This window comes from Tenacibaculum sp. SDUM215027, assembly GCF_050566205.1.
Classification (GTDB): domain Bacteria; phylum Bacteroidota; class Bacteroidia; order Flavobacteriales; family Flavobacteriaceae; genus Polaribacter.
Genome location: NZ_JBNXUE010000001.1, coordinates 1,097,854 through 1,120,714, shown reverse-complemented (window position 1 = coordinate 1,120,714; position 22,861 = coordinate 1,097,854). Strand labels below are relative to the sequence as shown.

General features: G+C 31.7%; 23 protein-coding genes. 14 read left to right on the top strand and 9 right to left on the bottom strand.

The window, feature by feature from the left end; all coding sequences use genetic code 11:
• Positions 1 to 49: 49 nt before the first annotated feature.
• Positions 50 to 499, top strand: a complete 450-nt coding sequence (locus tag ACQYZ7_RS05300; RefSeq protein WP_430728726.1) for a TlpA family protein disulfide reductase — start codon at positions 50 to 52, stop codon at positions 497 to 499.
• Between the two features lie 23 nt (positions 500 to 522).
• Here ACQYZ7_RS05300 and ACQYZ7_RS05295 read toward each other — a convergent pair whose 3' ends face one another.
• A complete protein-coding gene (locus tag ACQYZ7_RS05295; protein ID WP_430728725.1) occupies positions 523 to 909 on the bottom strand; it encodes a hypothetical protein in 387 nt (128 codons plus the stop codon).
• Between the two features lie 147 nt (positions 910 to 1,056).
• Between ACQYZ7_RS05295 and ACQYZ7_RS05290 the strand changes: the two genes are divergently transcribed.
• A complete protein-coding gene (locus ACQYZ7_RS05290; protein WP_430728724.1) occupies positions 1,057 to 1,314 on the top strand; it encodes a hypothetical protein in 258 nt (85 codons plus the stop codon).
• A 74-nt stretch (positions 1,315 to 1,388) separates the two neighbouring features.
• On the opposite strand, the gene ACQYZ7_RS05285 is transcribed toward ACQYZ7_RS05290, so the two are convergent.
• Both ACQYZ7_RS05285 and ACQYZ7_RS05280 read right to left on the bottom strand, forming a co-directional pair.
• Complete coding sequence (locus ACQYZ7_RS05285; protein WP_430728723.1) at positions 1,389 to 2,156, bottom strand: alpha/beta fold hydrolase; 768 nt, start codon at positions 2,154 to 2,156, stop codon at positions 1,389 to 1,391.
• Between the two features lie 2 nt (positions 2,157 to 2,158).
• On the bottom strand, positions 2,159 to 2,872 hold the full coding sequence (locus ACQYZ7_RS05280) for a pyridoxine 5'-phosphate synthase (protein ID WP_430728722.1): 714 nt from the start codon (positions 2,870 to 2,872) through the stop codon (positions 2,159 to 2,161).
• Between the two features lie 59 nt (positions 2,873 to 2,931).
• Here ACQYZ7_RS05280 and ACQYZ7_RS05275 point away from each other — a divergent pair, with 59 nt between their 5' ends.
• The 8 genes from ACQYZ7_RS05275 (at position 2,932) to murI (ending at position 10,882) form a co-directional block, all read left to right on the top strand.
• Positions 2,932 to 3,591 carry a CBS domain-containing protein gene (locus ACQYZ7_RS05275; protein WP_430728721.1) on the top strand — a complete coding sequence of 220 codons (660 nt, stop codon included), beginning with the start codon at positions 2,932 to 2,934 and terminating at the stop codon, positions 3,589 to 3,591.
• A 35-nt stretch (positions 3,592 to 3,626) separates the two neighbouring features.
• Positions 3,627 to 4,523: an NAD kinase gene (locus ACQYZ7_RS05270; RefSeq protein ID WP_430728720.1), complete on the top strand. Its 897-nt coding sequence runs from the start codon at positions 3,627 to 3,629 to the stop codon at positions 4,521 to 4,523.
• A 104-nt stretch (positions 4,524 to 4,627) separates the two neighbouring features.
• Entirely contained in the window at positions 4,628 to 5,308 is a 681-nt protein-coding gene (locus ACQYZ7_RS05265) for a DUF6089 family protein (RefSeq protein WP_430728719.1), read from the top strand.
• A gap of 3 nt (positions 5,309 to 5,311) precedes the next feature.
• On the top strand, positions 5,312 to 6,064 hold the full coding sequence (locus tag ACQYZ7_RS05260; RefSeq protein ID WP_430728718.1) for an isoprenyl transferase: 753 nt from the start codon (positions 5,312 to 5,314) through the stop codon (positions 6,062 to 6,064).
• Entirely contained in the window at positions 6,057 to 8,600 is a 2,544-nt protein-coding gene (gene bamA / locus ACQYZ7_RS05255; protein WP_430728717.1) for an outer membrane protein assembly factor BamA, read from the top strand. The genes ACQYZ7_RS05260 and bamA overlap by 8 nt, the downstream gene beginning before the upstream one ends.
• 61 nt (positions 8,601 to 8,661) lie before the next feature.
• On the top strand, positions 8,662 to 9,465 hold the full coding sequence (locus ACQYZ7_RS05250) for an OmpH family outer membrane protein (RefSeq protein ID WP_430728716.1): 804 nt from the start codon (positions 8,662 to 8,664) through the stop codon (positions 9,463 to 9,465).
• 37 nt (positions 9,466 to 9,502) lie between these two features.
• The gene (locus ACQYZ7_RS05245) at positions 9,503 to 10,012 is read left to right on the top strand and encodes an OmpH family outer membrane protein (protein ID WP_430728715.1); all 510 of its coding nucleotides are present in this window, start codon (positions 9,503 to 9,505) and stop codon (positions 10,010 to 10,012) included.
• 72 nt (positions 10,013 to 10,084) lie between these two features.
• Positions 10,085 to 10,882 carry a glutamate racemase gene (gene murI, locus ACQYZ7_RS05240; protein ID WP_430728714.1) on the top strand — a complete coding sequence of 266 codons (798 nt, stop codon included), beginning with the start codon at positions 10,085 to 10,087 and terminating at the stop codon, positions 10,880 to 10,882.
• Here the strand turns inward: murI and ACQYZ7_RS05235 are convergent.
• Complete coding sequence (locus tag ACQYZ7_RS05235; protein WP_430728713.1) at positions 10,879 to 11,859, bottom strand: PorP/SprF family type IX secretion system membrane protein; 981 nt, start codon at positions 11,857 to 11,859, stop codon at positions 10,879 to 10,881. The two genes, murI and ACQYZ7_RS05235, sit on opposite strands and share 4 nt — an antisense overlap.
• A 94-nt stretch (positions 11,860 to 11,953) precedes the next feature.
• Complete coding sequence (locus ACQYZ7_RS05230) at positions 11,954 to 12,805, bottom strand: AraC family transcriptional regulator (protein ID WP_430728712.1); 852 nt, start codon at positions 12,803 to 12,805, stop codon at positions 11,954 to 11,956.
• Between the two features lie 157 nt (positions 12,806 to 12,962).
• Between ACQYZ7_RS05230 and ACQYZ7_RS05225 the strand changes: the two genes are divergently transcribed.
• The 4 genes from ACQYZ7_RS05225 (at position 12,963) to ACQYZ7_RS05210 (ending at position 17,958) form a co-directional block, all read left to right on the top strand.
• The gene (locus ACQYZ7_RS05225) at positions 12,963 to 13,886 is read left to right on the top strand and encodes a dihydrodipicolinate synthase family protein (protein WP_430728711.1); all 924 of its coding nucleotides are present in this window, start codon (positions 12,963 to 12,965) and stop codon (positions 13,884 to 13,886) included.
• Positions 13,887 to 13,908: 22 nt separating this feature from the next.
• On the top strand, positions 13,909 to 15,495 hold the full coding sequence (locus ACQYZ7_RS05220) for an aldehyde dehydrogenase (NADP(+)) (protein ID WP_430728710.1): 1,587 nt from the start codon (positions 13,909 to 13,911) through the stop codon (positions 15,493 to 15,495).
• A 156-nt stretch (positions 15,496 to 15,651) separates the two neighbouring features.
• On the top strand, positions 15,652 to 16,659 hold the full coding sequence (locus ACQYZ7_RS05215) for a 4-hydroxyproline epimerase (protein WP_430728709.1): 1,008 nt from the start codon (positions 15,652 to 15,654) through the stop codon (positions 16,657 to 16,659).
• Positions 16,660 to 16,710: 51 nt separating this feature from the next.
• On the top strand, positions 16,711 to 17,958 hold the full coding sequence (locus ACQYZ7_RS05210) for an NAD(P)/FAD-dependent oxidoreductase (protein WP_430728708.1): 1,248 nt from the start codon (positions 16,711 to 16,713) through the stop codon (positions 17,956 to 17,958).
• A gap of 70 nt (positions 17,959 to 18,028) precedes the next feature.
• Here ACQYZ7_RS05210 and ACQYZ7_RS05205 read toward each other — a convergent pair whose 3' ends face one another.
• The 4 genes from ACQYZ7_RS05205 to ACQYZ7_RS05190 are packed head-to-tail and all read right to left on the bottom strand — an operon-like array spanning position 18,029 to position 22,849.
• Complete coding sequence (locus ACQYZ7_RS05205; RefSeq protein WP_430728707.1) at positions 18,029 to 19,135, bottom strand: alanine racemase; 1,107 nt, start codon at positions 19,133 to 19,135, stop codon at positions 18,029 to 18,031.
• Positions 19,136 to 19,137: 2 nt separating this feature from the next.
• The gene (gene alr / locus ACQYZ7_RS05200) at positions 19,138 to 20,292 is read right to left on the bottom strand and encodes an alanine racemase (protein ID WP_430728706.1); all 1,155 of its coding nucleotides are present in this window, start codon (positions 20,290 to 20,292) and stop codon (positions 19,138 to 19,140) included.
• Entirely contained in the window at positions 20,292 to 21,428 is a 1,137-nt protein-coding gene (locus ACQYZ7_RS05195) for an amidohydrolase (protein ID WP_430728705.1), read from the bottom strand. The genes alr and ACQYZ7_RS05195 overlap by 1 nt, the downstream gene beginning before the upstream one ends.
• Positions 21,416 to 22,849, bottom strand: a complete 1,434-nt coding sequence (locus ACQYZ7_RS05190; protein WP_430728704.1) for a sodium:solute symporter family protein — start codon at positions 22,847 to 22,849, stop codon at positions 21,416 to 21,418. The genes ACQYZ7_RS05195 and ACQYZ7_RS05190 overlap by 13 nt, the downstream gene beginning before the upstream one ends.
• Between the last annotated feature and the right edge of the window lie 12 nt (positions 22,850 to 22,861).

The window sequence follows — 22,861 nt, the reverse complement described above, 5'->3', positions numbered from 1 at the left end:
CTTCTTCTTTTTTGAATAACTTTGCTAGAACTCCAATTAAAAACACAAAATGGATACTAGCAAAATTGTAACCTCAATAAAAGTTACCGACTTTAATCAAAATGAAGTTGATTTACTTGAAAAGTATGCTAACAAAATTCTATTATTGTTGTTTTACAACAATGCTTGTTTAGGTTGTACTGGTAGAGCTATTCCACTTGCCTATAAATTCAAGCAAACCTATGAAGATATTGAAGTTATTGGTATTCATAGTAATTTTAACACCAACACTGTTTCTAAAGAAGACATTCTAAGTATTTTTACCGTTAACGAGCTTCCATTCCCTATTTATATAGATAACAACCACAAAATGTATGATTTTTTTAATTCTGAAGGAACGCCACAGTGGATATTATTAACTCCTAAAGGCGAAGTGTTTCGTTCTATTTTTGGTTCTCAAGATAATGCTCAAAACAGACTACACTATGCTTTAGAAAGCCTAACCAAAAACGAAGATTAAGTTATAAGTAAAATATTCAGTAGTTATTTTTTCAAAACTTCTGACACTTGTGTAGCTATTGCTTCTTTTACTTCTTTATCTTCTAACAACAAATGTATTAGGTTATCTTTCACCTTACTTTTTATATCCTGCAAGTTGTATTTAGCTGCCGGTTCGTTAGCTTTTGTTACACTGTTATTCGTTAAAAGCATTTCTTCTTTACCTGTAAGTAACCAAGTAGGATTTATCTCTGGAAAAGAATGTAGAATTTTGTTTAACACATTACTTTTAAATGACGATTTTCTTCTTATTGCAGTACCAATAGAATTGTTAGACACATCTATAATCTCTTCAAAAGACCTAATATTAAGCCTTTTATAATTAATCACTTCTTCTACTCTCTTGTATGTTTCATCTACAAAATCACCCATTCAAAAATAACTTTTTTCTAAAATTTATTTAATTTTGTTTTCTTTATTTAGATTTTTGTTTGTATTTTTACTTCGTAATAAGTACAGGATACGTACAAATATAAATTAAAAAGTGCTATCAACTTCTAAAAAACAATTTGAGTTTTTATGATAACTGCTATACAACGAAAAGAATTAGAAAAAATAAAACCTCCTAAATATCGTGAGAAGGTAAGAAACTACCTAAGTCAAATTGGACATGATTTCTCTTTAGAAACTATCCAAAAAGTATATTCAGGAAAAAGAAAAAACTTAATTATTGAAAAAGCCATCGTAGCTGTTTTTAATAATTACTTAAAAGACCAACAAACAACTGACAGCAATATAAATATCCTAATAGATAAGATAAACAGTGATTTCCCTTAATAGTTTTTTGTTTTTCGCCGGGGGGCGAGTATTTCAAGCGAGGGACTAGGGATTAATAAATTCCTCCTCGCTTTTTATTTTAGAAAAGTTATAGCTTCTTTATAAAAATCCTTTGGATTTTCAGCATGTAGCCAGTGCCCAGCATTGGCTATAGTTTTTACCTCTGCTTTTGGAAAGTGTGCTTGGATTAATGGTTCATCTTCTTTTGAGATATAGCCTGAATTTGCTCCGCGTAAAAACAACGTTTTTCCTTCAAAAACAGTAAAAGATGGTAAAGCTACCCCTACTTCACTATTATTTTCAGTCAGTGACTTTAAGTTAAACCGAAACGCTAGTTCGTCTTTTGTTTTTCTGTATACGTTTTTTGCTAAAAATTGACGAATTCCTTTCTCAGGAATTAGCTCTGCAAGTTTTTCATCTACTAACTTACGTGAGGTTTGTACTGAAAAATCTACAGAATTTAATGCTGCTAAAATTTCGTGATGATGTGGCGGATACGTTCTTGGAGAAATATCTGCAACAATTAGTTTATTTACCAACTCAGAGTACTCAGTTGCAAATAACATTGCTGTTTTCCCTCCCATGGAATGCCCCAACAAGTCAACTTTTTCAAGATTATGGTATTGAATATAATTATACAAGTCTCCAACCAACAATTCGTAATCAAAAGCGTCTGCATGAAAACTTCGCCCATGATTTCGTTGATCTATCAAATGCACTTCAAACCCTTCTTCAGCAAATTTATTAGCATGCGATTTCCAATTATCACCCATACCAAAATATCCATGCAAAATAAGTAACGGTTTTCCTTCTCCAATTATTTTTGAATGTAATACCTCCATAACTACTGTAAACGGTGTAAATACATATTCACAACATTCTCTAAGCCTAAATACAAACTTTCTGATATCAACGCATGTCCTATTGACACTTCAGCCAAATGAGGAATGTTTTGTTTAAAAAATTGAATATTATCTAAACTTAAATCATGACCAGCATTAACTCCCATCCCTAATTCATTTGACAAAATAGCAGCTTCTGCATACGGTTTTATCGCTTCTTTGTTCCCTTTTTCGTACTGAGTAGCAAACTCTTCAGTATACAATTCAATTCTATCAGTTCCAGTTTTTGCAGCAGCTTCAATCAATTTTAAATCAGCATCAATAAAAATTGACGTTCTAATTCCTGCATTGTTAAATTCAGCAATTACTTCTTGTAAATACGATTGATGCGTTATAGTGTCCCAACCAGCATTTGACGTAAGTTGATGTACACTATCTGGAACCAATGTTACTTGCGTTGGCTTAATTTGTAAGACCATTTGCTTAAACTTATCAATTGGATTACCTTCAATATTATATTCAGTAGTTACAATTGATTTTAAATCATAAGCATCTTGGTAACGAATATGACGCTCATCTGGTCTTGGGTGAATAGTAATTCCTTCCGCTCCAAAATCTTGTATATCGGTTGCTACTTTTAGTAAATTAGGTACGTTTCCACCTCTAGAATTACGAAGTGTAGCTATTTTATTAATATTAACACTTAACTTTGTCATGTTGTAAAATTAGACTACAAAGGTAACGCATTCCAACATTTTAAACTATATTCGTAGTAATGAAAATCAACGATTTTATATTAAAAGAAATTAAAGCACTCACGCTAAACAGCACTGTAAAAAGTGCTCAAAAGCTGTGTAATGATTTGCCTATAACTCATATTCCTGTTGTTGAAAATAACAGGTTAGTAGGTTGTTTGCCTGAAAGTGATATTCAGACTATTGAAAATAAAAATCGTATACTTCGTGAGTATTCTTATTTATTAGATCATTTTTACACAAATGAAAATGCAACTCTACTCGATTTAATTGCCTTATTTGCTGATAACGACTCGAATTTAATTCCTGTTTTAAACAAAGACATGCAATATGTTGGCTATTATGAATTGAGTGATATTTTAGATGCTTTTGCTAATAGCCCTTTCTTACACAACGAAAGTGATACTTTAATTATTGATAAGAATAAAACAGATTATTCTATGAGTCAAGTAGCGCAAATAGTTGAAGCTAGTAATGGCAAACTTTTAGGCGCATATATTTCTTCTGAAAATATAAATAGCGTTGAAGTTACTTTAAAAATTGTTTCTGAAGAAATAAATGAAATCATTCAAACATTTCGTAGATACGGTTATAACGTTATTACACAACACGAAGATGATTTTTATTTAGAAGAACTTAAAGATAGAGCCGCCTATTTAAGGAAGTACTTAGATATGTAATTTTTTCAATAACCAAACAAACAAAGATTTCAAAAGTGAAAAAAGTCGCTATTTACGGACAAGCTTATACTACGCTAGCTGAAAAAGAAGTGAAAATTCTTTTAACTGCTTTAGAAAAACATAACATTGTTGTTTTTTTCGAACAACAATTCTATAATTTATTTATTGAAAATAATTCACTAAATAAAAAATACCCTACCTACGCACATTTTAATGACCTATCAGATACTTTTGATGTGATGTTTACCATAGGTGGTGACGGTACTATTTTAAGGGCAGTAACTTATATTCGAGATTTAGATATTCCTATTATGGGAATAAATACAGGGCGTTTAGGTTTTTTAGCTACGATTCAAAAAGACCAGATTGAAGAAGCTATTAATTTAATACTAAAAAAAGAATATACACTTCAAGAACGATCTTTATTGCAAATAGAAACATCTCCTGCTACAGAAGATTTTTCTGAACTTAACTTTGCACTTAATGAAGTTACTATTGCTAGAAGGAATACAACTTCTATGATTGGTATTAAAACTTCTTTAAACACTGAATACTTAACTAATTATTGGGCAGATGGACTAATTATAGCTACACCAACAGGTTCTACAGGTTATTCACTTAGCTGTGATGGTCCTGTTATTTTACCAAACTCGAAGAGTTTTGTTATAACTCCTATTGCTCCACACAATTTAAATGCGCGCCCAATGGTGATTCCAGATGATACAAACATTTTCTTGGAAGTTAGCGCTAGAGAAAAAGATTTTTTAATATCTCTAGACTCACGTATTACCACTGTTCCCTTAGGAACTGAAATAAAAATACAGAAAGCTCCATTTACCATAAAAAGTATTTTACCTAAAAATCAATCATATTTAAATACCTTGCGAGGAAAACTTTTATGGGGAGAAGATATACGAAATGAATCGTTATAACGATAGTCATTACAATAAAACCGTGAAAAAAAAGTTAATCAAAAAGACGGATTATTAACTTTATAAAGCAAATTCAATTCCCTATATTTGCACGCTATTTTACAATGAGAGGACTTATTTTATTAATATTATTGGCTTGTGTAGTAACACCTTTACAATCACAAACACACGAAATTGGTTTCTTTGCCGGTGGCTCTAACTATGTTGGTGATATAGGTAGCACCAACTATATACACCCTAACGAGTTTGCTGGTGGCCTTGTATACAAATACAACCTAAACCCTAGAATTGCTTTAAGAGGTACCTACACTTATATACCTGTATCTGGTAATGACAAAGATGCTGGTAACACTTTTCGCCAAAACAGAGGAATAAGCTTCTCTAACACAATACATGAATTTGCAGCTGGTGTAGAATTTAATTTCTTTGATTATAATATTAATGATTACAGAACTACATTTACACCTTATATTTTAGCTGAAGTTGCCGCTTTTAATTACAAAAGCCCAGAACCAACCTCTTCTAGTAATACAATACTTTTAAAAAATAAATTTTCTTACACTGTACCAGTAGGTATAGGTCTTAAAGGAAGGTTAGCGGATAATTTAGCTATTGCATTTGAAACAGGTGTACGATTTACATTTGTAGATGATATAGACTTTACAACAGATAAAATAAACTCATTAGACTTTGGAGGTAACGGAAACGACTGGTATGTATTCTCAGGTGTTTCTATCGTGTACACCTTTGGAAGACCACCTTGTTTTGGTGGAATAGCAGAATAATATATGGAAGAAAAGCTACAGCGCATTGATTTACAAAACGTACCAAACCACATTGCTATTATTATGGATGGTAATGGTAGATGGGCAAAAGGTAAAGGAATGCAGCGTGTTTTTGGGCATAGAAATGCTCTAACTGCCATCAGAGAAACAGCCGACACAGCCTCTGAACTAGGTATAAAATTTTTAACTTTATATGCTTTTTCTACCGAAAACTGGAACCGCCCAAAGTTAGAAGTAGATGCTCTAATGAGCTTACTAGTAACTACTCTAAAAAAAGAACTCCCCGAATTTCAACGTAAAAATGTAAAAGTCAATGCTATTGGTAACTTAGCAAATTTACCAAGCAATGCTCAAAAAGTATTGAACAAAGTTATTGATGCAACTAAAAACAATACTAAAATCACTTTAACCTTTGCTTTAAGCTATGGTTCGAGAGAAGAAATTGTTAATGCAATCAAAAACATTTCAAAAAAAGTTGTTAATAACGAGATAGAAATTGAAAAAATTAACGAGAAAATTATAAATAATCATTTATATACGTTTAATTTGCCCGACGTTGATTTAATGATACGTACAAGTGGGGAACAAAGAATAAGCAATTATTTACTTTGGCAAATGGCCTATGCTGAGTTGTATTTTACAGATGTATTGTGGCCTGACTATAGGAAACAACATCTTTACGACGCAATAATTGATTATCAAAACAGAGAAAGAAGATTTGGAAAAACCAGCGAACAGATTGAAACCAATGAATAAATATTCGTATTTACTAGTATTTTTTATCACCTTATTTACGGTGAGTACTCAAGCACAAAACACAATTCCTAAAGACAGCACTGTCACAAATATTATTTCCTATAAAAAAGGGAAAGAATACTTTCTTGGAGGTATAACTGTAACTGGCTTACAAAAATTTAGCGAACAAACGGTAAGAATATATACTGGTTTAGTTGAAGGACAACCAATCAAATTACCCGGAGACAAACTTACAAGTGCTATTAAAAAGTTATATGAAAGTAAACAGTTTAGTGAAGTAGATGTATATTTATCTAAACGTGACGGTGAAACTGTATATCTACAATTTGATGTAACTGAATTACCTCAACTAACTAGTGTTACTATTTCAGGAGTAAAAAAATCACAAATTAAAGAGATAAAAAAAGAAACTGAATTAAAAAAAGGCTCAATGGTTACAGACAACCTCATTGTAACCACACGTAACTTTATTAAGAAGAAGTATACTGATAAAGGTTTCTTAAAAACAAAAGTATCATTAGATACCAAAAAAGACACCTCTGATGTTAACACAGTTAGCATGGCAATTTTTATTGATAGAGGTGATCGTATAAAAATTAAAGAAATTAACTTCACAGGTAATAAAGCCATGTCTAATTCAACTTTACGAGGCGCCATGAAAAACACTAAGCGTAAGGTTTTTGGTCGTTTCTGGAAAGCTTCGAAGTATATTTTAGATGATTATAAAGAAGATTTAAAAAGTATTCTTGAAAAATATAGCGAAAACGGATACCGTGATGCTAGAATTTTATCGGATAATGTTGTTTGGAATGATGACAACACTATAAACCTTGAAATTGAAGTTGAAGAAGGTCGTCAATATCGTTTTGATGAAATAATTTTTATTGGAAACAAAGAGTACACTGATGAGCAATTGAGTAACCTCTTACGAATTGATAAAGGAGATATTTATAACGGAAAAGTTTTAAAAGAACGTATTTCTGGTGATGGTACTCCTACATCTCAAGACATTCAAACATTATATCATAATAATGGTTTCTTATTTTCTCAAATAAACGCTGTAGAAACGAAAGTAAAAAACGACTCTATTACTGTCGAAGTTCGCATTAGAGAAGATGAGCCTGCAACTATAAAGAAAGTTACAGTAACAGGAAATGATAAAACAAACGACCATGTAATCTATAGAGAATTACGCGTTAAACCTGGAGATTTATTTAGTCGTGAAAACATTATTCGATCTATTCGTGAAATTGGACAATTAGGTTTCTTTGACACCAACGTAACTCCAGATGTTAAGCCCAATTACCAAAATAAAACAGCAGATATTGATTTTTCTGTTGTTGAAAAAGGAGGAAGTCAAATTGAACTACAAGGTGGTTATGGTGGAGGTTCTTTCATTGGTACTTTAGGTTTATCTTTTAATAATTTCTCTGTTAGAAATATTTTCAACAAAGAAGCCTACAAACCACTTCCTATGGGAGACGGACAAAAGCTATCTCTCCGTTTACAAGCCAGTAGAACATATAACACTTATAGTTTCTCTTTTACAGAGCCTTGGTTAGGAGGAAAAACACCACAATCATTATCTTTCTCTGTATATTTATCAAATCAGTATCGTTTTGATTACACTACTTATGATGTAAACAAGGATGAAAGCTTAAGTATTATTGGTGCCTCTATTGGACTAGGAAAGCGTTTAAAGTGGCCTGATGACTACTTTACACTTTCTCAAAACATAAGTTATCAAAGAATTGAACTACAAGATTATGGATACCGAGTAGGTTCTTCAAACAATATTCTTAGTCAAGGAGATTTAAACAACTTAGCTTATACTTTTGCGTTAAGTCGTAACTCTGCTGGTCCTAGTTTAATTTTCCCTACTTATGGTTCTGAGTTTACATTAAAAGCAAAAGCTACTTTCCCTTACTCGCTAGTTAACGGGAAAGACTATACAGAGCCTACAAACCCAACACCTGATGAGCGTCAAGCTTACTTAGCTGATAAATATAAGTGGTTAGAGTATTACAAGATATCTGCAAAAGGTAAATGGTATACATCTTTAGCTAATAAATTAGTATTAATGTCTAACTTTGAGATGGGTTATTTAGGTTCTTATAATGATGAATTAGGATTAACCCCTGTTGAAAGGTATTTTGTTGGTGGAGATGGTATTGCTCAAGGGCAATTAGACGGTCGTGAAACAATAGGTTTGAGAGGTTATGAAAATAATCGTATTTCTTCTCTTGATGGTGGGGCTATTTACAACAAATTTCAATTAGAATTACGTTACTCTATTACAGATAAACCTTCTGCATCTATTTACACAGTAGGATTTTTAGAGGCGGGTAACTCTTATGACAATTTTAGCGAATTTAATCCGTTTAAATTAAAACGTTCAGCTGGAGTAGGTGTTCGTATATTTATGCCTGCATTTGGATTATTAGGTATCGATTTCGCACATGGTTTCGATCCGTTACCTGGTTTAACTGAAAAGTCAGGTTGGCAAACGCATTTTATAATTGGAAGACAGTTCTAAAATCATGCATTTATAATGCGTCTAGGTTTTGGCACGGTTTTTTCTAAACACATTATACAAGATGAAAAAAAATATTTTATCAATCGTTCTTTTACTTATAACAAGTATAATCGTTGCCCAAAAAAATCAACGTATCGCTTATATCGATATGGAGTATATTCTTCAAAGTATCCCTGCATATTTAGAAGCTCAAAACTCCTTAGATGCTAAAGTTGAAAAATGGAAAACTCGATTAGACAAAGAAGCTCGTGCTATTGAAGTTTTAAAAACTGATTTAACTAACGAAAAAGCTATTTTAACTAAAGATTTAATCGAGGAACGTGAAGAAGATATAAGTATAAAGCAAGAATCTTTACGAAGATTGGAGTCTTTATACTTTGGTCCAAGTGGTGACATGTACAACTTAAGAAAGCGATTAGTAAAACCTGTGCAAGATCAGGTATACAACGCAGTACAAACAATTGCATCTAGAAAAAAGTACGATTTTGTTTTTGATAAATCTAGCGATTTAGTTATGCTATATTCAAACAAAAAACACGATATTAGCGACCTTGTTGTCCAAATGATTAATATTGATCAAAGAAAACAAGCTAAGAAAGATAAAATTGAGGCTAAAAAGTCATTACTTAAAAATGATAATTTAAGTGATGAACAAAAAGAAAAAATAGCTAAAAGAGCTGAATTAAAAGAGAAAAAAGAAGCTGACAGACTTGCTAAGATTAAACAAATTGAAGAAAAAAGAAAGCAGCGTTTAAAAGAGAGAGCTGATAAAAGAAAGCTTTTACAAGAAAAGAGAAAAGCCTTAATAAAAGCTCAAGAAGAGGCAAGAAAGAAAAAAGAAGAAGAAACAAAAGAGAACAAATAAATCAAGAATAAAATAACATTAATTAAATTAAACAAAGATGAAACATTTAAAAACGTTATTATTAGTTGCAATTTTTACGATTGGATTAGGTGGTGTGGCAAATGCACAAAAAACTGCACATATTAATACTGATAAATTATTAGCTGAAATGCCTGCTACAAAAGCTATGAAAGCAGAGTTAGAAAAGCTAAACAAAACATACCGTGACGACATTGAGACAATGTATAAAAAACTAGAGGCTAAAATGAAAAAATATGAAGCTGAAGGTAAAAGTCAAACACAAGAAGTAAACCAAAAAAGAGCTCAAGAAGTTCAGTTAGACAGACAAAGAATAGCTCAAGCTGAACAAGCTGCAGGTAAAGATATGCAAAAGAAATATCAAGAAAAAACTATTCCTATTTTAAAGAAAGCTGAAGACGCTATCAAAGCTGTTGCTTCTCAAAAAGGAATTATTTATGTTTTTGATGCTGCTCCTGGTAAAGGTTTAATCGTTTATGACAAAGGAGAAGACATTTACGATGCTGTAAAAGCTAAATTAGGATTCTAAAAAAGAATACATATAATTTTATATAAAAATCCTGCTGTTTAAACAGCAGGATTTTTATTTTTGCTATAAAGTATGAAAACTATTACACAACAACCTATTGGTATTTTTGATTCTGGTATTGGTGGCACTTCTATTTGGAAAGAAATTCATCAACTTTTACCAGAAGAAAACACTATTTACTTATCTGATAGTAAAAACGCCCCTTATGGTCAAAAATCAACACAAGAAATAGTTGATTTATCTATTAAAAATACAGAGTTTTTAATCAATAACGGAGCTAAAATCATAGTTGTTGCTTGTAATACAGCCACGACTAATGCAATCCAATATTTAAGACGTAACTATAATATTCCTTTTATTGGAATAGAGCCCGCTATTAAACCAGCTTCATTAAATACAAAAACAGGTACAATTGGCATACTTGCAACAAAAGGCACCTTAAATAGTATTTTGTTTGAAGAAACCACTTCTAATTTAAACGAAGAAATCAACATCATTGAACAAGTTGGTGAAGGTTTAGTTGAACTGATAGAGAATGGTAAGATATATTCTGAAGAGATGACTTTTTTATTGAAAAGGTACATAAACCCTATGCTAGAACAAAAGTGTGACTATATTGTTTTAGGGTGTACTCATTACCCATACTTACTCCCTCAAATACAAAAAATAACTGGAGATAACGTAAAAATAATAGACTCTGGTGAAGCTGTTGCTAAACAAGTTAAAAGTATTTTATTACAACGAGACCTTCTTAATAATAGTTCTAATAAACAGACCAATAACATATTTTATATCAATAAAGATACAAGCGTTTTAGAAGCTATGCTTAAAGATTATAAAAATAGTGAGATTAGCTATTTAGACTTTTAATATGTAAAGCTACCATTTATATTAGGACAAGCAGCTGCTCTTCTTTTTTTACAAAATAAGTTTATTCCTAAAGATAATTGATGAAACCCTCCATTTGAAAAAACTACATCACCTGTTTGTTGTGTATAGGTGTATGCAAACATCCATTTTTTATAATTAACTCCAACTATAGGCGTTATATATTGAGAGTCTCCAAAAACATTCCCTCCAAAACTTCTTCTATAAGATAGTGCCGCCCATAACTGAGTTTCATTTAATGTCTTGTAAACTTTAAAGTTTATGTCTGCTATTTTCTCTTCAGTTTGCTCTTTATATTGAAACATGGCAGATGGTTCAAATTGAAGCTTTTCTTTATCACCAAAAAAATAACCTCCTCCTAAAATATAATTCCTAAGATTATACGATTCAAAATCAGGATTTAAATTGTTTTTTGCTGATAAAAAAATGTTTTTAACCGTAAAATAAGATGATAATCCATTTTTATGATATGCCATACCAAAATCAGCATTAAAATAAAAATCACTTTCTATAACTTGACTGACTGTCGGATCATTTACAAAGGTTCTTTGGTCTCTTTCATTCTGAACTACGGAAAAAGACAACCCAAAAGATAACTGATTAAAAAGATTCTCATTCCCCATATCTATGTGATATGCATAAGTACCTTGAACACCTTTTTGAGAATGGTAACCATTTTTATCGTTAAAAAGAATTACTCCCAACCCTGTATTAGAATATTCTCCTAATTTTGTATGAAAACTCGCTGTTTGTAAGGATGGAGCATCATCTACTCCTAGCCATTGTTGTCGTGCCGTTAATCTTATTTTACCACAATCCCCTATACCTGCAGCAGCTGGATGTAATAAGTATACATTGTCTGACAGATAATCTGCATAAATTGGTAACGTTTCTTGTGCCGACAGTTTAGTAATGGTAAACAATACTAAAAATAACAAATAAGTAATTCTTTCCCCCATTAATTTTAAGTAGATAAATAGCCACCAAATATAATCAACTGATATTTAAATTCTGATGATATTTTTGCTTTCTTACTATATTACAACAAGCTAACTACTTAAAACCCGAATTTTTTCTATATTTTGATGGACTAATTGCTTTAATTTCTTTAAATTTTCGATTAAAATTAGACAAATTGTTAAAACCACATTGGTAGGCTATTTCACTTATCGATAATATATTTCCTGAGTTTAATAACTTACATGCATTTTCGATACGTAATTCATTTAAAAAAGTAAAATATGTCTTATTTGTTCGTTGTTTAAAATACCTACAAAAAGCATTAGGTGTCATATTTGCTTTTTCGGCTATTTCATACAAATCAATATTCTTCTCAAAATTGTTCATTGTGAAGTCCATTACATCACGCATTCGCTTCCCTTCATTATCGGTATACCTCCTTGGATAAACAAAAGTCGCTAGCTCAACTGTTTTTGAGTTTACTACTATTTTTAAAACTTGAAGTAACCCAATAAAGCGATTTAGATTGTTAGATTTTTGTAAATTTAAAAAGATATTCATCACTTCTCTCCTATTTTCAATAAGTCTAAATCCTGATGTAGACTTATCAAAAAAAGGAATTAATTCTTTAAAATCATCCAATAAAAAAAAATCCTTTCCAAAAGAATCTCTAGTAAAAAATAATGAAATCATAAAAGATTCTTTAATAATAGAAACATCACTTTTAAAAACATGTGGTAAGTTACTTCCTATAACTAAAACATCTCCCGATGAGTATTTATTGATAGTATCACCCACAACTAATGTTCCCTCACCTTTGACTATTACACATAACTGTATTTCCTCATGCTGATGAAATTTATCATAAAAATATTGCTCTTTATCTTCCTGATAAATCAATCCAATATTTTGAGTTTTGGGTATTTTAAAGGGTAAAACTTTCATTGGCTAAACTACTATTCTAACTCAAAAATATGCAAATACTATTAATATATACATACAAAATAAGCATATAAGTTAATATAGTATCATTATATGATAATTTGAAGTTAAATCCCACACTCTCTTCCATATAACTTTGCAAAAAAAAAATAGTATTACAATGAGTATAAATTGGAAAGGTGTAATGCCAGCGGTTACTACAAAGTTTACAAATGATGATACTTTAGACTTAAATATGTTTGAAGTAAACATTAAAGCACAATTGGAAGCAGGCGTGCATGGAATTGTTTTAGGAGGCACTCTAGGGGAAGCCAGTACATTATCTGATGATGAAAAAAGAACGCTAACTAGAACAACCGTTAACTTAGTTAACAATCAAGTTCCTGTTTTAATGAATATTGCTAAACAAACTACCAAAGGAGCTATTGAAGCTGCTCAAAAAGCGGAAGAAGATGGTGCTAAAGGTTTGATGATGCTTCCTCCTATGCGCTATAAAGCAGGAGATAGAGAAACTGTTGAATATTTTAAAGCAGTAGCTAACAATTCATCACTACCAATTATGGTATACAATAATCCTGTAGATTATAAGATTGAAGTTACATTAGATATGTTTGATGAGCTTTTAAAATGCAATAATATAGAAGCTGTTAAAGAATCAACCAGAGACATCTCTAACGTTACAAGAATTAAAAACCGTTTTGGAGATCGTTTAAAAATAATGACGGGTGTTGATACTTTGGCTTTAGAAAGCTTATTGATGGGTGCTGATGGTTGGATTGCTGGTTTGGTTTGTGCTTTTCCTAAAGAAACAGTTGCTATTTACGAATTGCAAAAAGTAGGTCGTATACAAGAAGCTTTAGAGGTTTACCGCTGGTTTTTACCGTTGTTAGAGTTAGATATAAACCCTAAATTAGTACAAAACATTAAATTAGCAGAAGTAGCTACAGGTATTGGAACTGAAAATGTGCGAGCTCCACGATTGCCTTTAATAGGTGAGGAACGTAAACATGTTTTAAATGTAATAGAAACTGGATTAAAAAACAGACCAACTTTACCCAATTATAAAACTTTAGCCACTTACTAATTAACTCTTTGTCCATTAAAATATGATTACAGGAAAAAACTATACAGGAAATCAATTAATTGCATCAGGAAATAAAACGTATAAAACATTCAACCCTGAATTAAATCAGGAAAATAAACATGTTTTTACAGAAGCAACTCAAGAAGAAATAAATAAAGCTGTCGATTTAGCTTCAAAAGCATTTAAAGAGTATAGAACTATTTCTGGCAAGAAAAAATCTGAGTTTTTAAACGCTATTGCTGATGAAATTTTAGCTTTAGACGATGAATTAATACAAACTTATTGTTCAGAATCTGGTTTACCAGAAGGACGCGCAAAAGGAGAACGAGGAAGAACTGTATTTCAATTACGCTCTTTCGCTGATTTAGTTGAAGAAGGTTCATGGGTAGAAGCTACTATTGACACCGCTATTCCTAATAGGGAGCCAAATCCAAAATCTGACCTGCGCAAAATGAATATTCCATTAGGACCTGTGGTTGTTTTTGGTGCTAGTAATTTTCCTCTTGCCTATTCTACAGCAGGTGGAGATACTGCTGCTGCATTAGCTGCTGGTTGTCCTGTAATAGTAAAATCACATCCAATGCATGCTGGTACTAGTGAACTTATAGCTTCAGCAATTATTAAAGCCGCAGAAAAAACTGGAATGCCTAATGGTGTTTTTTCTAACTTAAACTCTAGTGGTATTGAAGTGGGGCAACAGTTAGTTGCTCACCCAAAGGTAAAAGCAGTTGGATTTACAGGAAGTATTCGAGGTGGTAGAGCTTTATTAGACTTAGCTGCAAAACGTGAAGAGCCAATTCCTGTTTTTGCTGAAATGGGAAGTATAAACCCAGTAATTATGTTCCCTAAAGCATTAAAAAACAGAACAGAAAGTTTAGCGACTACTTATGCTGGCTCTATTACATTAGGTACAGGACAATTTTGTACAAATCCTGGTTTAATTTTAGGATTAAGAGGAGAAAACTTAACAAGTTTCATCAATTCACTAGCACATAAAATTGTAGAAATCAATCCAACTTGTATGCTACACCCAAATATTGTTGGAGCTTATGAGAGTAATAAAACTAAAGCTATCAATCAAGAAGGGTTGACTGTAGTTGCAAATTATGAAGAAAAAACACAGACTAACTATGCTTCACAAGTTGTTACAACTGTTGAAGGGAAAACATTTTTAAATAATCCAACCTTACATCAAGAGGTATTTGGACCATACTCTATAGTTGTTCAATGTGAAAACGAAGAACAATTAGAAAAAATCATTTCAAGTTTAGAAGGACAACTTACTGGAACAGTAATTTCTGATGCTAATGAAGTAGCAAATTATCCAACTGTAATTGCTGCCTTACAAAACAGAATTGGAAGAATTATTTTTAATGGAGTACCTACCGGAGTAGAAGTTTGTCCATCTATGGTTCATGGAGGCCCTTATCCTGCTTCAACAGATAGTCGATTCACTGCTGTAGGAATTAACTCTATTAAACGTTGGGTACGTCCTTTCAGTTATCAAGATTGGCCTAACGAAATATTACCTAAAGAACTAAAAAACGAAAACCCTTTACATATTTTACGTTCTCTTAACGGTACACTAACAAAAGGTGGAATAATATAACAAAATTTAATAATTTCTTTAGAAAATCTCTGAGTACAAAACCTTACTTTTGGAGCATCTAAAGAAATTGAAATAAAGCCAGCTTCGTCTTTCCTAAACAGAAAAATTTGAAGGGTTTTTTCTACTACAGAATACAAGCTGGCAATTCAATTTAAGATGAAAAAAACTTTTTTTTGCGTTGATGCACATACTTGTGGAAACCCTGTTAGGGTAATTACTGGTGGAGGTCCAAACTTAATAGGAGCCAACATGAGTGAAAAACGTCAGCACTTCCTAAAAGAATATGATTGGATTCGAAAAGGTTTGATGTTTGAGCCTCGTGGTCATGATATGATGAGTGGTTCTATCTTATTTCCGCCTCACAATCCAGAAAATGATTTTGCTATTTTATTTATTGAAACCTCTGGGTGTTTACCTATGTGTGGTCATGGAACTATTGGAACTATTACTATTGCTATTGAAGAAGGTTTAGTAACTCCTAAAATTCCAGGAAAAATTAAGATGGAAGCACCAGCTGGATTGGTTGAAATTGAGTATCAACAAACAGGCAAAAAAGTCGATTGGGTTAGACTAACTAATGTAAAAAGCTATTTAGCTGCTGAAAGCTTAACAATAGATTGTCCTGAATTAGGAGAAATTACTTTTGATGTTGCCTACGGCGGAAATTATTATGCAATTGTAGATCCTCAAAAAAACTTTTCAGGAATTCACGATTTTACTGCTTCTAAAATTATTCAATACTCACAAGTAGTTAGAGAACGAATCAATGAAAAATATCCTAATATGTTTATCCATCCAGAAAATGATACTATTAGAGATGTAACACATATGTTATGGACTGGTAACCCTATTGACCCAAGTTCCTCAGGAAGAAATGCTGTTTTTTATGGTGATAAAGCAATTGATAGAAGTCCGTGTGGTACAGGAACCTCAGCACGTTTAGCACAGTTATACGCTAAAGGGAAGCTACAACTTAATGAAAAGTTTATTCATGAAAGTTTTATTGGGAGTAAGTTTATTGGTAGAGTAGAAAAAGAAACTATCTTAGATGGTAAGTTAGCCATCATTCCAAGTATACAGGGATGGGCAAAAGTATACGGATACAATACCATAATTATTGATGATGAAGATGATCCTTATGCTCATGGCTTTCAAGTTATTTAATATTATATAATCAACAACACGCCATCTCGAGCATAGTCGAGAGATTCTTTTATGAATAAAGAAATTATCATTATCGGTAGTGGAATTATAGGCTTAAGTTCCGCATATTACCTTCAAAAGGAAGGGCACAAAGTAACTGTAGTTGAAAAATCAGATTTTTCATCAGGAGCTTCATTTGCTAATGCAGGTATTATTACTCCTAGCCATATAGTTTCTTTGGCAGCTCCAGGAATGATTACAAAAGGATTGAAATGGATGCTTAGTTCTACTAGTCCATTATCTATTAAACCTCGTTTAGATTATGACTTCTTACAATGGACTTGGTTTTTTAAAAAATCTGCAACACATACTAAAGTCAATGCTTCTATTCCTGTTATTAAAGACATTAATTTATTCAGCAGAGAATTATACGAAGAAATAAAGGCTTCAAAAGATTTTGACTTTTATTATCAGCATAAAGGGTTAATGATGTATTATAAAACTGATAAAATGGGTGAAGAAGAATGGAATGTTGGAAAACTCGGTATAAAAGAAGGGTTAAAGGTTGAACATTTAACTCAAGAAGAAACTCAAAAACTTGAGCCTAATATTCAATTGGATATTAAAGGGGCTGTATATTACCATTCTGATGCTCATATGACTCCTAGTGAATATATGAAACAATTGAAGTTGTATTTAGAACAAAATAATGTTACCTTTTTGTCTAATGAAGAAGTTCTAGATTTTCATATTTCTGACAATAAAGTAAAATCAATTAGTACAAAAAACAACACTATTGTTGCTGATGAATTTATTTTAACTACAGGCTCTTGGACACAAAAACTAGCTAAAAAATTAGGTATCAATATTCCTGTTCAAGCAGGTAAAGGTTATCGTATTAATGTAAAAAGTGATACAGGTATTACTATTCCAGCTATTTTAACGGAGGCTAAAGTTGCGGTAACTCCAATGAATGGCTTTACACGTTTTGGAGGCATGATGGAAATTGCTGGTATCAATAACAAAATAAATAAGAAGAGAGTACATGCTATAGTTAATGCTAGTAAAAATTATTACAGCAATTTAAACATCAGTCAAAAAGAAATAGATAAGGTTGAGAGTGGCTTACGCCCATGCTCTCCTGATGGCTTGCCTTACATTGGTAGAATTTCAAAGATTAAAAATGTAACTGTAGCCGCAGGACATGCCATGATGGGTTGGAGCTTAGGACCTGCTACTGGAAAATTAGTTTCTGAAATTATTACCAATAAAAAAACAAGTTTAGATATTACTCCTTTTAATGTTGAACGCTTTAACTAAATTAAAAACTCAAGAAACTAAAATAATAGCTCTTGAGTTTTTTTTAAAACAAACAATAAAAAACAGACTTTTAAATATCCTTTACGTAAACTTTATCTATAAATTTAGAAATCAAGAGTCTAGCAACTCCCATATAACTAAGCTTAAACTTAACCTTATCACCTACCTTATACTTTATTTTTCCTGATTCATCTTTGTTCAGTCCTACATCAATTACTAACATATCAGAAGTTATCCCAACAAAAGAAATGTCTTTATCTTCTACTTCAATATCATCTTTATCTACATCTAATAAACCGAAATCTAAAATAGCCTTATAAGATGTTTCTTGTATATCACTTTCATCGTATTCTGAAGTATGACCAATACTTGCTTCACTAATAATACCATCAGGCACTATTTTCTTCTTTTCTAACTCTATTACATTGGCATAAAACTCAAATGTTTCCGTATGTAGGTCTTGAAATCGTTTATTTTCTAACGGGCTTACACCAAAAAAGGCTGCTTCTCCTATTCTAAAATGATTAATATCTTTAGGAGCTACTCCATTTTCTACTAACGGTAATGTAATTGATGTACCTCCAGAAACATATCTTAAATCCTTGTTGAATTTGGCTGATATAAGCTCTTTATATAATGATAATTGTAATAGCTTATCATATGTAGGTTCTACTCCATACATACACCCTAAATTTGAACCTATACCTATTACTTCAATATTAGATAAGTTAAATACTTTTTCATAAAACCCTAAAATATTAACTCTCTTTACCCCTTCTCTTAATTCACCCATTTCAATCATAATAATGATTTTGTGAATTTTATTTTTCTTCTTAGCTGCTTTATTTAGCGACTCTATAGTGGATAAAGAACTATTTAAAGAAATATCTGCATATTCAACAACATCATCTGCATAAATGTTTGCGGGAGGTTTTATGTATATAGTTCGTAAATTTGGGTTCACCTCTCTTAAGTTTCGTAAACTTGTTAACCTAGAATCCCCAATAGAGTTAATTTTTTCAGTTACATCAGGAGTTAAAATTTCTCTTAAGAATGTTTTATCACCTGAGAACACTTTTGTCACCAAGCTCCATTCAATATGATTTTCTTCAAAAAAACCACTTAACTTCTTTATGTTGTCTTTTATTCTTTCAGAATGTATAATTAATTCTGCCATAATTATTTTGTTATTATTCTTGGTAAATTTTCAGGAAGTCTTGTTAATAGTTCATAATTGATGATTTGTATCGAGTCGTTGAACGATGAAACTGTTAGCTCTACATCTCCTTGGCTTCCTATTAATACAACTTCATCTCCTTTTTCAATAGTATCGGCATGTGTTATATCTACCGCCATCATGTTCATATTAATGGTTCCTACTATTTTATGTCTTTGTCCTCTTATTAAAACTTTTCCCTTATTACTCAAAGAACGACTATACCCTGAAGAATACCCCACAGGAATAATTGCTATCTTAGTTTCCTGATTTGTGAAATATGACGTACCATAACCAATAAACTGACCTGCTTTTATGGTTTTAACGTCCATTACTTCTGTTTTCCAAGATATAATTCTTTTTAACGGATTCTCTACTATTTTTTCTTTGGTTAAATAATGCACTAATATTTCTTTTGTTGGAAAAAATCCAAATTGTAAAATACCAACCCTTACCAAATCCAACCTTGTCGTCGGATATCTAATTGTAGCTGCTGAACTTGCTAAATGGTATGTTGGATTAAAAAAATCAAGTTCTTTTACTCTCTTTCTTACATTTTTAAATTTCTTCTTTTGGTCAGTTATTCTTTTATAGTTTGAAATGCTTTCTGCTCCTGCTAAATGAGAACAAATTCCTTTTACTTCAATAAATTCTTTATGTTTTTCAACGTAATTAAGAACTCTTATAACTTCTTTAGGAACAAATCCTGTTCTATTCATTCCTGTTTCAATTTCTAAATGAATTTTAGCTCTTCTTTTTACTTTTTTTGCCGCTTCAATTGCTTTTTGTAACCTATTTTCTTCAAAAACAAAAAACTCTATTCCGTTTTCTATAGCCCATGGTAACTGACTGTTTTCAATCATTCCCATTATCATAATCGTTACATCTTCAAAAGGTAGTGTTTTTTTTACATCAAAAGCCTCATTTGCGTCAGAAACACTAAAGTGTCTTACACCATACTTATAAGCCAACATACAGTAGGTTTTTATTCCATGACCGTAAGCATTTCCTTTTACTACAGATGAAAAAACAGTATTATCTCCTATTATTCCACGTATAAAGTTAATATTATTTTTTATAGCTGATTCAGATAATTCTAAATACGATGTATGAGTCATTATTGTTGAACTTCTTTTAAAATATTATAAAATAGTTGTGCTCCTGTTACTGTTACTTCATCAGGAAAATCATAATCTGGGTTATGTAGCGCTGGCGTATTCTTTCCTACTCCTAGCCCAAATATAGCTCCTTTATATTGTTGCGTAAACAACCCAAAGTCTTCTCCCCATTTAAACGGAGTATTTATTTCATTAATTGACAATCCTTGGTTTGTTGCTGCTTTTTTTATGTACTCAACGGCTTCTTTGTCATTTTTATTTGCATAAAACTCTTCAAACCAAGAAGTATTAATGCTCAAAGTTTCTTTCTCTTCAAGCTCACGAAGTAGTTGTTTAAGTTTTTTTTGTTTCTCTTCCATTAAATTTGTACTCCAACTTCGTAAAGTAAGATGTACTTCTCCATACCCAGCAGATACTCCGTAGGCTTTTTCTCCCATAATTATGTGCACTGGAGTAACTAAGAAAAAATCAGTGTCTTCAGGTATGTTTTTAGTTTCTTGTTTTACAAAATGAAGAATTTCAGCAATAGCATTAGCTGGGTTAAACCCTTTTTCTGGCTCTGCTGCATGTGCTGTTTTTCCCCTTAAACTAATTATAACACTTTTTACATTACTTGTAAACTCATTTTCTTTTACAACTATTTCTTGTTTGGTAAAACCTGGTAAATTGTGTAGTGCAAAGGCATAATTTATATTGAGTTCTTTAAAATAAATATCTTTTAAGACAGACTGTGCTCCTCTTCCATTTTCTTCCGAAGGTTGAAAAAGCAATACTACTTTTCCTTTAGGTAAAGGTTTTTCTGTAAGTAGTTTCGCTACTCCTAGTAAAATTGTTGTATGCCCATCATGCCCACATTTATGTGAAACTCCTTCATTTACAGATTTATGTTCAAAAGTATTTACTTCTTGAATAGGTAACGCATCAATATCTGCTCTTAACATAACTGTTTTACCCTCTTTATTTGTATTGAAGATTGCTAACAATCCTGTATTAGCTACTGGTAGTATCTCACAAGAAGTATGTTCCTCTAAAAAAGTTTGTATTCTTTTTTTTGTTTCATATTCTTCTTCAGAAACTTCAGGAAACTTATGTAATTCTTTTCTAATCTTCTCTAAAGTATCCTTTAGGCTTTCCATGTTTTTTGGCTGTTAATTAACTGAATTATTGAAAACACAATGGCTGACAATGTAATTCCAAAGAAATTTGCATCCAAACCAAAAGGTAATTTTACCTCTAAGATAATTAATAGTAAAGTGGTAAGTCCTCCTGAAATCATAGCGTAAAAGGCGGCAATTGGCGATGGTTTTTTCAGTAATAATGTTCCTAAAACAGGGACTAACAAACCTGATACCATAAAAGCATACGAATACAACATTAACTCTAATACATTTTGCATTTTTGTTGCCAATACAATCGCTAAACCTCCTATTAAAAAGGTTATCAATTGTGAATTTTTTATACTGATACTCTTTTTGAAATACCCAAAAATATCTGTTGTTAAATTTCCTGAAGCTGCCATTAAACAACTATCTGCTGTAGACATAATTGCTGAAAAATAAGCCGACATCATTAACCCCATTAAACCTACTGGTAAAATACTTCTTAATAACAACGGAAGTCCTAACTCAGCATCTAATTCTACTCCTGGTGCATATCCTATACTAGCAAACATTCCTTGTTCATAGGCTACTCTTGAAAACAGTCCTAAAGCAACTCCCATAAATGCCATTATTGGATATTCAAACAATCCTGCTATTCTCCAAGCTTTTTTTGCTGTTTTTTCATCTTTACAGGCATAAATTCGTTGATATAAAGTCATTCCAACAAACCAAATTGGTACTATGGTAATTATCCAATTAAACATATCAATAAACGTAACATTTGTTAGTGATAAAAAACTGGCAGGTAACACTTCTTGAATTCCATTCCACCCTCCTACTTCCGTATAGCCAATAGGAATTCCTATACCTATCAATCCTACCATTAGAATTATCCATTGAATAGTATCTGTATAAATCACTGCTTTTATTCCTCCAATAACTGTATACACCACTGCAATTACTCCCATAATTAAAACCGCATTGGTTATAGATATTGATGGAAATGTAGCTGATGCTAATTTTGCTCCTGCTAAAATTTGTGAACTGGTAAAACCAATGTAACCTATTAGCGAAATAATCCCCGCCATTAGTGCTACTTTAGCATTGTAGTGAAAAGCTAAAGATTCTGGAAAGGTTAAGAAATTATGTTTTTTTGCTATGGGGTATACTTTTGGAATTAAAAAAACGGCGCTTATCCAAGCACCTAATAACCCTGTAAAAAGCATCCAACTACCGGAGAGTCCCATTAAAAAACCAAGACCTCCTAAACCTATAGAAAATCCTCCTCCTACATCGGTCGCAACAACAGATAGCCCTATATGACCTGCTGACATATTTCTTCCCCCTACATAGTAATCGTCTTTTGATTTGTTTTTATTCATGAAGTAAACTCCTACTCCTAACATAAAAACTAGATATATTATAAAAATTAATAAATCAACAAAGTGTATATCCATATTTTATTTTTC